Annotated in this window: 8 protein-coding genes and 1 pseudogene; 3 read left to right on the plus strand and 6 right to left on the minus strand. The window is 53.4% G+C overall.

Going from position 1 to position 13,696, the window contains the following annotated elements; genetic code table 11:
* Positions 1–183 precede the first annotated feature (183 nt).
* The 6 genes and pseudogenes from E0L21_RS07105 to pdhR form a co-directional block, all read right to left on the minus strand.
* On the minus strand, positions 184–1,617 hold the full coding sequence (locus E0L21_RS07105; RefSeq protein ID WP_131408031.1) for a hypothetical protein: 1,434 nt from the start codon (positions 1,615–1,617) through the stop codon (positions 184–186).
* Between the two features lie 187 nt (positions 1,618–1,804).
* Positions 1,805–2,062: pseudogene (gene traT, locus E0L21_RS07110) on the minus strand (complement resistance protein TraT); the annotation flags it as partial.
* 62 nt (positions 2,063–2,124) lie between these two features.
* Positions 2,125–3,549 carry a dihydrolipoyl dehydrogenase gene (gene lpdA, locus E0L21_RS07115; RefSeq protein ID WP_025263731.1) on the minus strand — a complete coding sequence of 475 codons (1,425 nt, stop codon included), beginning with the start codon at positions 3,547–3,549 and terminating at the stop codon, positions 2,125–2,127.
* Between the two features lie 204 nt (positions 3,550–3,753).
* Positions 3,754–5,637, minus strand: coding sequence for a pyruvate dehydrogenase complex dihydrolipoyllysine-residue acetyltransferase (aceF, locus tag E0L21_RS07120; RefSeq protein ID WP_131408033.1), 1,884 nt, complete (start codon positions 5,635–5,637; stop codon positions 3,754–3,756).
* Positions 5,638–5,651: 14 nt separating this feature from the next.
* A complete protein-coding gene (aceE, locus tag E0L21_RS07125; RefSeq protein ID WP_131408035.1) occupies positions 5,652–8,315 on the minus strand; it encodes a pyruvate dehydrogenase (acetyl-transferring), homodimeric type in 2,664 nt (887 codons plus the stop codon).
* Between the two features lie 179 nt (positions 8,316–8,494).
* Positions 8,495–9,259: a pyruvate dehydrogenase complex transcriptional repressor PdhR gene (pdhR, locus tag E0L21_RS07130; RefSeq protein ID WP_131408037.1), complete on the minus strand. Its 765-nt coding sequence runs from the start codon at positions 9,257–9,259 to the stop codon at positions 8,495–8,497.
* Between the two features lie 532 nt (positions 9,260–9,791).
* On the opposite strand from pdhR, the gene aroP reads away from it, so the two are divergent.
* The 3 genes from aroP (at position 9,792) to E0L21_RS07145 (ending at position 13,691) form a co-directional block, all read left to right on the plus strand.
* A complete protein-coding gene (aroP, locus tag E0L21_RS07135) occupies positions 9,792–11,165 on the plus strand; it encodes an aromatic amino acid transporter AroP (protein ID WP_131408039.1) in 1,374 nt (457 codons plus the stop codon).
* A gap of 172 nt (positions 11,166–11,337) precedes the next feature.
* Positions 11,338–12,741 (plus strand): glycoside-pentoside-hexuronide (GPH):cation symporter, encoded by a 1,404-nt coding sequence (locus E0L21_RS07140; protein WP_131408041.1) that lies wholly within the window; start codon positions 11,338–11,340, stop codon positions 12,739–12,741.
* A complete protein-coding gene (locus E0L21_RS07145) occupies positions 12,741–13,691 on the plus strand; it encodes a glycoside hydrolase family 43 protein (RefSeq protein ID WP_131408043.1) in 951 nt (316 codons plus the stop codon). The genes E0L21_RS07140 and E0L21_RS07145 overlap by 1 nt, the downstream gene beginning before the upstream one ends.
* Positions 13,692–13,696: the final 5 nt, after the last annotated feature.

Consider the following 13,696-nt stretch of genomic DNA (forward strand, 5'->3'; position numbering starts at 1 on the left):
ACCGCGTCGGGCAGCATAGCAGGATTTTCAGGGGGTGTTAATCCGTTTACAAAAAAGCAACATTAAATACTTGCTGAATCGTTAAGGACGGAATAAAGCAGACGGGAGAAGGTTTTAACGACAGAGAATCCTCGCCCGCAGGAAAGGAAAACGGCTCCGCAGAGCCGTTTGGTTACGCGGCTGTTACGCCGAACCTAACAACGAACGCACGTTGCTGTTGGAATATTTTTCCGGGGTGACGGTTTGATCCACCAGCTTATCCAGCACGTATTTTTGCACCGTTGAGCGGTTGTTCACCTGCTCGTTATGACCGACGCTTGCCAGTTGCCCGCGACCGTTATAGTTGAGCGTGGTGGTGTTCTCTTCATCGTTTTCCACCAGATGGTAGAAGTAGTTTTGCGACGACTTCATTTTGTTCAGTGCCAGCGGAATCGACGGGTCGATAGCTTCATGCCAGGCGGCGCTCAGATGGCTGCGCGTCGTCTGTTTCACGGTTTTCGAGCCATCATCGCGCGCCTGCTCTTCGGAAGACTGCGAAGCGGTATAAGCGAAGCGATCTTTCTCTTCTTCATGCAACGGGTTAGGTGATTTCTCGGTTTGTACGAGCGACAGCGAAAAATCATTCAGCCCGCTTAATTGCGAAACGCCGTTCGTATCAAGAGTGAGATTTTGCCCTGCAGTGGTTTTAGCGCTTTCCGCGTCGCGGGTGGTGTTCAGCGCACGGAATACGGATTTCATCGCTTCCATCTGGCCACGATCGCCATTGCCGGCAATACGCGCTTTGTCGAATTTATCGTCATACGCTTTCAGCGCCAGTTGCTGTTGGCCGTAGCTCCCGGAGAGCGCAGGTTTCGTCATGTCGCTGCTCATCTTCAGCGAGAAGTCTCTGTCCTGGTAGGCAACCGCGCGTTCTTTACTATCGGCATGGAAATTAAGCGATTGCAGTGAATCATCGCCATTGCGCATATCCGTTTTCAGATCGACGGATTTCAACAGTTTGCTGTCAAAGTTGGTTAAACCGGAGATATCCAGTTTCGGCGGTTGTTCTCCCAATCCACTGAGTGCTTTGCTCAACGCATCACCGAGCTTTGCCACTGCCGCTGCATCATCATCATTTAGCGCACCGCCTTCCGTTTTCACCTCAACCGCGATGCCATCGTCCTGCTGGGTCATTGTCAGGTGAACGGTCGATCCGGATTTGGTGGCAATGCTAAGCGTCACTGCAGATTTATTCGCGCCCGCACTGGTAGCCACATCAGTGTTCACCCCGGTCAGTACCTGCGTGAAATCCCCACGGTTATCCTTCAGATTGTCAAGCAGCGCGCTGCCAAGGCCAGCCATTGAGGAAACCGAAGCCCCGCCCAGGGCCGATTGCATCAGCCCTTCGATAATAGGGTTGGACTGCTGTGCGACATTAGTGCTCATTTTTTTCGGTGACAGGCTATAAACAGCCGAAATCTCTGAAGTCTGGCTACCAAACATCACTTTCGCCGAGGTGTTATTGTTGGCGACGGCGTTATTGCTGTTGGCGGCACGAGCAGCAGCTCCAACCTGTGTTGTCGCGCTCACGCGCGTCACAGAAGGCAGCTGTAAGGCAAAACTAAGTCCGCGGATCATGACGATGAAACTCCCTCTCTCACCGATAGTGGTAGTCACCTAACATCGGCAGTTTTTGCACAATCTTTATACTTCCCGGATGAAAACACCAAATTCATCACGGAAAACAATAAAAAAAGCGAGCCAGTTACCTGACTCGCCTATTTTAGGCTACCCATGCATTCATCATGTGGAATGCAAAAGTGGCTTACATGATGTTAGCGACGGACTTCGCCAGTTGTGCTTCGAGAGCCGGTTTGGCTTCTTCGAATTTCAGGTTCACTTTGTTCGCGTTAGAAACGACGCGAGTCTGGTATTTCGCGCGGTTGCCTTCTTCGGTGCTGGTTTGCAGCTTGATACCGGAAGTACCCTGACGCAGTGCCGCACCTTCGTAACCACTTTTCCGGTATCCCTGGGTTTCTCGCAGATCCATTTTGTCGACTTTCAGCACGCTGGCCTGGCTCCAGTCAACGGAAAAGAAGCAAAAAAAAGCAGCCCACAGGCTGCCTTATCTCAAACTGGCGAAACTTACTTTTTCTTCGCTTTCGGGTTCGGCAGGTCGGTAATGCTACCTTCGAACACTTCAGCCGCCAGACCGACGGACTCATGCAGCGTCGGGTGCGCGTGAATGGTCAGCGCGATATCTTCCGCATCGCAGCCCATTTCGATAGCCAGACCGATTTCACCCAGCAGCTCGCCGCCGTTGGTGCCGACAATCGCGCCACCGATAACACGGTGCGTCTCTTTGTCGAAAATCAGTTTGGTCATACCGTCTGCGCAGTCAGAAGCGATAGCACGGCCAGAAGCTGCCCACGGGAAGGTGGCGGTTTCGTAGCTGATGCCTTTCTCTTTCGCTTCTTTCTCGGTCAGCCCCACCCATGCAACTTCTGGCTCGGTGTAGGCGATAGACGGGATAACTTTCGGATCGAAATAGTGCTTTTTACCGGCGATAACTTCAGCGGCAACATGGCCTTCATGCACGCCTTTGTGCGCCAGCATCGGCTGACCGACGATATCGCCGATAGCAAAGATGTGCGGCACATTGGTGCGCAGCTGTTTGTCAACGCGGATAAAGCCACGGTCGTCCACTTCCACGCCTGCTTTGCCCGCGTCGAGGTTTTTACCGTTCGGCACACGACCGATAGCCACCAGCACGGCGTCATAACGCTGCGCTTCAGCAGGGGCTTTTTTGCCTTCCATGGAAACGTAAATGCCGTCTTCTTTCGCTTCAACGGCGGTCACTTTGGTTTCCAGCATCAGGTTGAATTTCTTACCGATGCGTTTGGTGAAGACTTTCACGATGTCTTTGTCAGCAGCCGGGATAACCTGGTCGAACATTTCAACCACGTCAATCTCTGAACCCAGCGCATGGTACACGGTGCCCATTTCCAGACCGATGATACCGCCACCCATAACCAGCAGGCGTTTTGGTACAGATTTCAGCTCCAGAGCGTCGGTAGAATCCCATACGCGCGGATCTTCATGCGGAATGAACGGCAGTTGGATCGGACGGGAACCCGCCGCGATGATAGCGTTGTCGAAGTTGATCACGGTTTTGCCGTTTTCGCCTTCCACTTCCAGGGTGTTCGCCCCGGTGAATTTACCCAGACCGTTGACCACTTTCACTTTACGGCCTTTCGCCATACCCGCCAGACCGCCGGTCAGCTGAGTGATCACTTTCTCTTTCCAGGTACGAATCTTGTCGATATCGGTTTTCGGTTCGCCGAAGACGATACCGTGTTCAGCCAGCGCTTTGGCTTCTTCGATAACTTTTGCAACGTGCAGCAGCGCTTTAGAAGGGATACAACCCACGTTCAGACAAACACCGCCGAGAGTGTTGTAACGTTCAACGATGACGGTTTCCAGACCTAAATCAGCGCAACGGAAGGCAGCAGAGTAACCTGCCGGGCCTGCCCCAAGTACCACGACCTGAGTTTTGATTTCAGTACTCATCATGACCTCTTATTGATTTCCGGCGGTCAGGGGTACTTCATGTCGCCCTTCATCCACCGGGACGTTCTATCCGCCCGCAGTTTACAAAATTGTTAACAATTTTGAAACAACAAACGGCAAACGATTTGTCCTTTTGCCCCTGATAACCCCAACAGCCCTATGAGATTACCAGAAAAAAGCCGGCCGTCAGGCCGGCTTCTTCGATTACATCACCAGACGGCGAATGTCAGACAGCATGTTGTTGATGATGGTGATAAAGCGCGCACCATCAGCACCGTCAATCACACGGTGGTCGAAGGAGAGCGAAATCGGCATCATCAGACGCGGTACGAACTCTTTACCGTTCCAGACCGGCTCCATTGCAGATTTGGAGACGCCCAGGATAGCCACTTCCGGCGCGTTAACAATCGGTGCGAAGTGGGTAGTCCCCAGGCCGCCGATGCTGGAGATGGTGAAGCAACCGCCCTGCATTTCGCCAGCGGTCAGCTTACCGTCACGCGCTTTCTTGGAAATCACGGTCAGTTCGCGAGACAACTCGGTAATGCTCTTCTTGTTCACGTCTTTAAAGACCGGAACAACCAGGCCGTTCGGAGTATCTACCGCGACACCGATGTTGATGTATTTCTTCAGCGTCAAACGCTGTGCATCTTCAGACAGCGAGCTGTTGAAGCGAGGCATTTGCTCAAGCGCGGCAGCAACGGCTTTCATGATGAAGACAACCGGGGTGAATTTCACATCCAGTTTGCGCTTCTCAGCTTCGGCGTTCTGCTGTTTACGGAACGCTTCCAGATCGGTGATATCGGTTTTGTCGAAGTGCGTAACGTGCGGGATCATCACCCAGTTACGGCTCAGGTTGGCACCAGAGATTTTCTGGATACGGCCCAGTTCCACTTCTTCGATTTCACCAAACTTGCTGAAGTCCACTTTCGGCCACGGCAGCAGACCCGGCAGAGAACCACCAGTCGCGCCAGCAGCAGGTGCGGATTCAGCGCGTTTCACCGCGTCTTTCACGTAAGCCTGAACGTCTTCGCGCAGGATACGGCCTTTACGACCGGTGCCTTTCACTTTCGCCAGGTTGACGCCGAATTCGCGCGCCAGGCGGCGGATCAGCGGGGTAGCGTGGACGTAAGCGTCGTTTTCCGCGAAGTCAGATTTACCGTCTGCTTTCGCAGCAGGTTTAGCAGCCTGAGCCGGGGCAGCAGATGCCGGAGCAGCAGCCGGGGCTGCGGCAGGCGCAGCGCCTTCCACTTCGAACACCATGATCAGGGAGCCAGTGGAGACTTTGTCGCCCACATTCACTTTCAGCTCTTTCACGGTACCGGCGAACGGTGCCGGGACTTCCATGGAGGCTTTATCGCCTTCTACGGTGATCAGAGACTGTTCAGCAGAAACTTTGTCGCCCACTTTCACCAGCACTTCGGTGACTTCAACTTCGTCGCCGCCGATATCCGGTACGTTAACTTCTTTCGGGCCAGCCGCGGCTGCCGGTGCGCTCGCCGCAGCCGGAGCGGCTGCCTGAGCCGGGGCCGCAGCAGGTGCAGCACCCGCCACTTCAAAGACCATGATCAGCGAGCCAGTAGAGACTTTGTCGCCGGTGTTGATTTTGATCTCTTTCACGGTGCCTGCGAACGGCGCCGGAACTTCCATAGAGGCTTTGTCGCCCTCTACAGTAATCAAAGATTGCTCTGCCGCAACGGTGTCGCCCACTTTCACCAGGATTTCGGTGACTTCGACTTCGTCACCGCCGATGTCAGGCACGTTCACTTCTTTTGCTGCCGCGGCTGCCGGTGCAGCAGCGGCCGGAGCGGCGTCCTTCTTCTCTTCTGCCGGAGCAGGTGCAGCGGCTGCTGCGCCCTCGGCGGAATCGAAAATCATGATCAGTTTGCCCGTCTCGGTTTTGTCGCCGACAGAGACTTTGATCTCTTTAACAACGCCAGCCTGCGGAGACGGGACTTCCATAGAGGCTTTGTCGCCCTCTACAGTGATCAGCGACTGTTCAGCTTCAACTTTGTCGCCTACTTTGACCAGAATCTCGGTGATTTCAACTTCATCAGACCCGATGTCCGGTACTTTGATTTCGATAGCCATTATCTCTTTACCTCTTACGCCAGACGCGGGTTAACTTTTTCTGCATCGATGTTGAATTTGGTGATTGCTTCCGCCACCACTTTCTTGTCGATTTCGCCACGTTTAGCCAGTTCGCCCAGTGCTGCTACCACCACGTAAGAAGCATCAACTTCGAAGTGGTGACGCAGGTTTTCACGGCTGTCGGAGCGACCGAAGCCATCGGTACCCAGTACGCGGTAATCATCAGCCGGTACGTAAGTACGAACCTGCTCGGCGAACAGTTTCATATAGTCAGTTGATGCCACAGCCGGTGCGTCGTTCATCACCTGAGCGATGTACGGAACGCGCGGAGTTTCCAGCGGGTGCAGCATGTTCCAGCGCTCACAATCCTGGCCATCACGCGCCAGTTCAGTGAAGGAGGTGACGCTGTACACGTCAGAGCCCACGCCGTAGTCGTTCGCCAGGATCTGCGCTGCTTCACGCACGTGACGCAGGATAGAACCGGAGCCCAGCAGCTGAACTTTACCTTTGCTACCAGCAACAGTTTCGAGTTTGTAGATACCTTTACGGATACCTTCCTCGGCACCTTCCGGCATGGCCGGCATGTGGTAGTTTTCGTTCAGCGTGGTGATGTAGTAGTAAACGTTCTCTTGTTTCTCACCGTACATACGGGTCAGACCGTCATGCATGATGACTGCCACTTCGTACGCGTAAGACGGGTCATAAGAGATACAGTTCGGGATAGTCAGCGACTGAATGTGGCTGTGACCATCTTCGTGCTGCAGACCTTCGCCGTTAAGCGTCGTACGACCGGAAGTCCCGCCTACCAGGAAGCCGCGAGCCTGTTGGTCGCCAGCCTGCCAGCACAGGTCGCCGATACGCTGGAACCCGAACATGGAGTAGTAGATGTAGAACGGGATCATCGGCAGGTTGTTGGTGCTGTAAGAGGTCGCAGCCGCCAGCCAGGATGCGCCAGCACCCAGTTCGTTGATACCTTCCTGCAGGATCTGACCTTTCTCGTCTTCTTTGTAGTAAGCAACCTGCTCACGGTCCTGCGGGGTGTACTGCTGGCCGTTCGGGCTGTAAATACCAATCTGACGGAACAGACCTTCCATACCGAAAGTACGCGCTTCGTCGGCGATAATCGGAACCAGACGATCTTTGATCGACTTGTTCTTCAGCATCACGTTCAGGGCACGAACGAAAGCGATAGTGGTGGAGATCTCTTTGTTCTGCTCTTCCAGCAACTGGGAGAAGTCTTCCAGCGTAGGCAGATCCAGTTTCTCGGTGAAGTTCGGCTGACGAGACGGCAGGTAGCCTTTCAGCGCCTGGCGACGTTCGTGCAGGTATTTATGCTCTTCAGAACCTTCCGGGAAGGTGATGTAAGACAGATTTTCAACCTGCTCATCGGTAACCGGAACATTGAAACGATCGCGGATATAACGCACGCCGTCCATGTTCATTTTCTTAACCTGGTGCGCGATGTTTTTACCTTCTGCGGTATCGCCCATGCCGTAACCTTTGATGGTGTGGGCCAGGATAACAGTCGCTTTACCTTTGGTTTCACGCGCTTTTTTCAGTGCCGCGTAAACTTTCTTCGGATCGTGGCCGCCACGGTTCAGTGCCCAGATCTGCTCATCAGTCCAGTCTGCAACCAGCGCTGCGGTTTCCGGGTATTTACCGAAGAAGTGCTCACGAACGTACGCGCCATCTTTGGATTTGAAGGTCTGGTAGTCGCCGTCAACGGTTTCGTTCATCAGTTGGATCAGTTTACCGCTGGTGTCTTTACGCAGCAGTTCATCCCAACGACCGCCCCACATCACCTTGATAACGTTCCAGCCAGCACCGCTGAAGATGCCTTCCAGTTCGTTGATGATTTTACCGTTACCGGTTACCGGGCCATCCAGACGCTGCAAGTTACAGTTGATGATGAAGCAGAGGTTGTCCAGTTTTTCACGGGTGGCGATGGTAATAGCGCCTTTGGATTCCGGCTCATCCATCTCACCGTCGCCAAGGAAGGCGTAAACGGTTTGTTCAGAGGTATCTTTCAGACCACGGTGTTCCAGATATTTCAGGAACTTCGCCTGATAGATCGCACCAATCGGGCCCAGGCCCATGGAGACGGTCGGGAACTGCCAGAATTCCGGCATCAGTTTCGGGTGCGGGTAAGAGGAGAGGCCTTTACCGTGAACTTCCTGACGGAAGTTGTTCATCTGCTCTTCAGTCAGACGACCTTCAACGAATGCACGTGCGTAGATGCCAGGAGAGATGTGGCCCTGGAAGTACACCAGGTCGCCGCCGTCTTTCTCGTTACGCGCGCGGAAGAAGTGGTTGAAGCAAACTTCATAAACGGTCGCGGAAGACTGGAAGGACGCCATGTGGCCGCCCAGCTCAAGGTCTTTTTTGGACGCACGCAGAACCGTCATGATTGCGTTCCAGCGGATAGCTGAACGAATGCGGCGTTCCAGTTCCAGATTGCCCGGGTATTCCGGTTCATCTTCAACGGCAATAGTGTTTACATAGTTGCTCGCCCCTGTGCCAGCTGCCACTTTCACACCGCCTTTGCGGGCTTCAGAAAGGAGCTGGTCAATCAGATACTGAGCACGCTCAACACCTTCTTCACGGATGACCGATTCGATCGCCTGTTGCCAGTCGCGAGTTTCGATCGGATCCACGTCATTTTGGAAACGTTCTGACATGGGGGGTATTCCTTATCTATCTAATACGTTGATTTGTCTGGAACCTGTCCCATTGCATTCTCATGCCTTTCATTGGCAGCCATAAAAGTGCAATAAGACAGGTTCTGCGTTTAGTTGCCGCGCTCTAAAGTTTGGCGCTGGTGTTACAACTCTTCTGGTACAACCTGCACCAGAAAATCTTAATTCTTTCTCTGCTCTAACCGGCGAAGCGAGCGCTCACGGCGGCTCTGCTCACGGCTCCGGTCCAGCAAAATCTCTTCAATAAACGCCAGGTGGCGGTGCGACGCTTCACGCGCCTCTTCCGGCTTCCCGGCCATGATCGCCGCGAAAATACTCGAACGATGGGTGCTGACAAGCGGCAGCATTTCGCGGCGCGCGTACAGCAATTCGAAGTTCTGACGAACGTTTTGCGCCAACATTGGCTCCATGCAGCGTAGCAGATGAAGCAGCACAACATTATGTGCCGCCTCGGTTACGGCTATTTGATACTGCACAACGGCACTGGATTCCGCATCCAAATCCCCTGACTGCTGCGCCCGCTCAATGGCCTGGTGCAGCTCGCCAATCCCCGCTTTGTCTTCATCGGTGCTGCGCAGCGCCGCATAATATGCAGCAATGCCTTCCAGCGCGTGGCGGGTTTCAAGCAGGTCAAATTGGGATTCGGGATGATCGGCCAGAAGCTCAACCAGCGGATCGCTGAAGCTTTGCCACAGGCTGCTTTGGACAAAAGTACCGCCACCCTGGCGACGAAGGAGCAAACCTTTCGCTTCGAGGCGCTGAATGGCCTCGCGCAGTGAAGGACGAGAAACATCGAACTGTTTGGCCAGTTCGCGCTCTGGAGGCAGTTTCTCACCGGGACGCAAGGTACCTTCGAGAATCAAAAATTCCAGTTGCTGCTCAATCACATCGGAAAGTTTTGGTTGGCGGATTTTGTTGTAGGCCATTGTTCCCTGTCTCTGCCACTCGCCCGGAGTCAATTGGTCTTACCAATTTCATGTTCTTGACGCTAAAGTAACAAAGTATTCACCTTCTGTCCATACAGGTTTTGATTGAAATCAGGAAACCACACACATTTTAACAATGTTACAGAAATAGCGTTTCAAAGATGTAACCTTGCACAAATGCCTCGTTTACCACGAAAGAGGCAGTTTTAACTTTTATGAAACGCCAATTAAGGCATATGAACCGATTCAGTTGATAAATAAGTGAATAGTCATTCTTTAAATATGCATAAAAAGTGAAAATGAACTCAATGAGGGGTAAATGGGTTACTCAGAAACGGTTTCTTTTTTACTCGCTCGTCATCTGAGTTTCATAAAGCAGATGCATTCCCGCGCACTTATCACTATTCTGAGCCCTATGAAAGGGATTGACGAAAATTCCCGTCGACATTTCGTAAACTAAAAAATACAAAAACGGAATTTATTTATTACACGCAAACCACAGCGTACAGATAACAACCACACACGAGGTTTCATAATGGAAGGTCAACAGCACGGCGATCAGCTAAAGCGCGGCCTTAAGAACCGCCACATTCAGCTTATCGCGCTGGGTGGCGCTATTGGGACTGGCCTGTTTCTGGGCAGCGCATCCGTCATTCAATCTGCCGGCCCGGGGATCATTCTGGGCTATGCCATTGCCGGTTTTATCGCGTTTTTGATCATGCGCCAGCTTGGCGAAATGGTCGTTGAAGAGCCGGTGGCTGGCTCATTCAGCCACTTCGCTTACAAATATTGGGGCAGCTTCGCAGGCTTTGCTTCCGGCTGGAACTACTGGGTGCTGTACGTGCTGGTGGCGATGGCGGAACTCACCGCCGTAGGGAAATATGTTCAGTTCTGGTGGCCAGAAATCCCCACCTGGGTCTCCGCCGCCGTATTCTTTGTCATTATCAACGCCATCAACCTGACCAACGTTAAAGTGTTTGGTGAGATGGAGTTCTGGTTTGCCATTATTAAGGTTTTCGCCGTTGTGGCGATGATCGTCTTTGGCGGCTGGTTGCTGTTTAGCGGTAGCGCGGGCCCGCAGGCCACCGTGCGTAACTTGTGGGAACAGGGCGGTTTCCTGCCGCACGGCATCGGTGGGCTGGTGATGATGATGGCGATCATCATGTTCTCGTTCGGTGGTCTGGAACTGGTGGGGATCACCGCCGCAGAAGCCGATAACCCGGAACAGAGCATTCCAAAAGCCACCAATCAGGTTATCTATCGCATCCTGATTTTCTATGTCGGTTCGCTGGCCGTGCTGCTCTCTTTAATGCCGTGGACACGCGTTACCTCGGATACCAGCCCGTTTGTGCTGATTTTCCATGAACTGGGCGACTCGTTTGTGGCCAATGCGTTGAACATTGTGGTGCTGACTGCCGCGCTGTCGGTTTATAACAGCTGCGTGTATTGCAACAGCCGCATGCTGTTCGGCCTGGCAAAACAGGGCAATGCGCCGAAAATGCTGCAACAAGTGGATAAGCGCGGCGTACCGGTGAACACTATCCTCACTTCTGCGCTGTTTACCGCGCTGTGCGTAGTGATCAACTACTTCGCGCCGGAATCCGCGTTTGGCCTGCTGATGGCGCTGGTGGTTTCCGCGCTGGTGATCAACTGGGCAATGATTAGCCTGGCGCACATGCGTTTTCGTCGCGCCAAGCAGCAGCAAGGCGTCACACCACGCTTCCCGGCGCTGTTCTACCCGGTGGGTAACTGGATCTGCCTGATCTTTATGGCGGCGGTGCTGGTAATCATGCTGATGACAGACGGCATGGCGATCTCGGTCTACCTGATCCCGGTGTGGATTGCCGTCCTTGGCGTCGGCTACCTGCTGAAGCAGAAAAATGCCAATGCCGTGAAAGCGCATTAATCCTTATCCGTTCTGCCCTCTCCCGCCCGGGAGAGGGTTGTTATCACAGCGTTACCTTCCTCACACTTTTCTTTACATAGCTGTTTTGTCCATCTCTGCGGCCTGATCCTGCTACGCAAACAAAAATTCACAGACAAATACTTCATGCCATATCTCAAAGGGAGAACCGGCAATGGACAACAAACTGTCTGTTAAAGAAAAGATTGGCTATGGCATGGGCGATGCCGGATGCAACATCATCTTTGGCGCTATCATGCTGTTTGTTAACTATTTCTATACTGATATCTTCGGCCTCGCACCCGCGCTGGTCGGGGTATTACTGCTGTCGATACGCGTGATTGATGCGGTGACTGACCCGCTAATGGGAGCGCTCGCTGACCGTACACAAAGCAAATATGGTCGTTTTCGCCCGTGGCTGTTGTGGATAGCCGTGCCTTACGCCGTCTTCAGTGTGCTGATGTTCACCACGCCGGAGTGGACCTACAACAGCAAAGTTATCTATGCCTTTATTACCTATTTCCTGCTGTCGCTGACCTATACCGCGATCAATATCCCCTACTGCTCGCTGGGTGGTGTTATCACCAACGACCCGAAAGAGCGTGTCGCCTGCCAGTCGTATCGCTTTGTGATGGTTGGCATTGCAACATTGCTGCTGTCGCTCACGCTGCTGCCAATGGCCGAGTGGTTTGGCGGTGCGGATAAAGCCAAAGGCTACCAGATGGCGATGACGGTGCTGGCGTTTATCGGCATGTGCATGTTCCTGTTCTGCTTCGCCACCGTGCGTGAACGTATCCGCCCGGCGGTGCCAACCAACGACGATTTGAAGAAAGATTTCAAAGACGTATGGAAAAACGACCAATGGGTACGCATCCTGCTGCTGACACTCTGCAACGTTTGCCCTGGTTTTATCCGCATGGCGGCCACCATGTATTACGTCACCTGGGTAATGGGGGAAAGCACCCATTTCGCTACGCTGTTTATTAGCCTCGGCGTTGTCGGCATGATGCTTGGCAGCATGCTGGCAAAAGTGCTGACCGACCGCTGGTGTAAGCTGAAAGTCTTCTTCTGGACCAACATCGTGCTGGCGTTCTTCTCCGGCGCCTTTTACTTCTTTGACCCGCACGCCACGGTACTGATTGTGGTGCTCTACTTCCTGCTAAACATCCTGCATCAGATCCCTTCCCCGCTGCACTGGTCGCTGATGGCTGACGTTGATGATTACGGTGAGTGGAAAACCGGCAAACGCATTACCGGTATCAGTTTCTCCGGCAACTTGTTCTTCCTGAAAGTAGGTCTGGCAGTTGCCGGGGCGATGGTCGGTTTCCTGCTCTCGTGGTACGGCTATGACGCCGGAGCCAAGCAACAAAGCGCCAGCGCCATTAACGGTATTATGCTGTTGTTTACCATTATTCCAGGCGTGGGCTACCTGATCACCGCAGGCGTGGTACGCCTGCTGAAAGTCGACCGTGAACTGATGAAACAGATCCAGGCGGATCTGGAAAAACGCCGCATCAACTACCATGAGCTGACCGAAAATCAGCAGGTACCGGCGGGCGATAACGTAAGGAATGCATAATGAATAACTGGCCGAACCCGTTTATTGAACAGCGCGCCGACCCGTTTATCCTGCACCATCAAGGCGAGTATTACTTCGTGGCCTCGGTGCCGGAATATGACCGGCTGGAGATCCGCCGCGCCGCCACGCTGGAAGGCCTGCGTCACGCTCAGGCAAGCGTAGTCTGGCGCAAACCGCAAAGCGGCCCGATGAGCGAGCTTATCTGGGCGCCGGAGCTGCATCATATTGATGGCAAATGGTATCTCTACTTTGCCGCGACATACACCAAAGCGCTGGACGCGCTGAATATGTTCCAGCACCGCATGTTTGTACTGGAGTGTGCGGATGCCGACCCGCTCAGTGGGCGCTGGGTCGAAAAAGGCCAGGTGAAAACACCTTTCGATACGTTTGCGCTGGATGCCACGACCTTTGAGCATCAGGGGAAACGTTGGTACTTGTGGGCGCAAAAAGCGCCGGATATTGCCGGTAATTCCAATCTCTATCTGGCGGAAATGGAAAATCCATGGACGCTGAAAGGCGAACCGGTAATGTTAAGCAAACCGGAGTTTGACTGGGAGTGTCGTGGTTTTCTGGTCAATGAAGGCCCGGCGGTTTTGTTCCACGGCGATAAACTCTTTGTGAGTTATTCCGCCAGCGCCACCGATGAAAACTACTGTATGGGCTTGTTGTGGATCGCTATCACCGCCAACCCGCAGGATCCGGAAAACTGGCATAAGTCGCCGCAGCCGGTGTTTAAAACCAGTGATGAAAACCGCCAGTACGGCCCGGGGCACAACAGTTTTACGCAAACACCGGACGGGGAAGATATTCTGGTTTATCACGCGCGGAATTACACCGAAATTGAAGGCGATCCGCTCTACGATCCCAATCGCCATACCCGCCTGAAAACAATCCGCTGGCAAGAAAACGGGATGCCCGATTTCGGCATCCCGGCGGCGGATAATCAGTGATACTG

The organism is Kosakonia quasisacchari, from assembly GCF_004331415.1.
In the GTDB taxonomy this organism is placed as follows: Bacteria; Pseudomonadota; Gammaproteobacteria; order Enterobacterales; family Enterobacteriaceae; genus Kosakonia; species Kosakonia quasisacchari.

Excerpts from the sequence above, each read along its gene's own strand:
- E0L21_RS07105 (WP_131408031.1), bottom strand. The coding sequence starts at position 1,617 with ATGATCCGCGGACTTAGTTTTGCCTTACAGCTGCCTTCTGTGACGCGC.
- aceF (WP_131408033.1), bottom strand. The coding sequence starts at position 5,637 with ATGGCTATCGAAATCAAAGTACCGGACATCGGGTCTGATGAAGTTGAA.
- pdhR (WP_131408037.1), bottom strand. The coding sequence starts at position 9,259 with ATGGCCTACAACAAAATCCGCCAACCAAAACTTTCCGATGTGATTGAG.
- E0L21_RS07145 (WP_131408043.1), top strand. The coding sequence starts at position 12,741 with ATGAATAACTGGCCGAACCCGTTTATTGAACAGCGCGCCGACCCGTTT.
- aceE (WP_131408035.1), bottom strand. The coding sequence starts at position 8,315 with ATGTCAGAACGTTTCCAAAATGACGTGGATCCGATCGAAACTCGCGAC.
- lpdA (WP_025263731.1), bottom strand. The coding sequence starts at position 3,549 with ATGAGTACTGAAATCAAAACTCAGGTCGTGGTACTTGGGGCAGGCCCG.
- E0L21_RS07140 (WP_131408041.1), top strand. The coding sequence starts at position 11,338 with ATGGACAACAAACTGTCTGTTAAAGAAAAGATTGGCTATGGCATGGGC.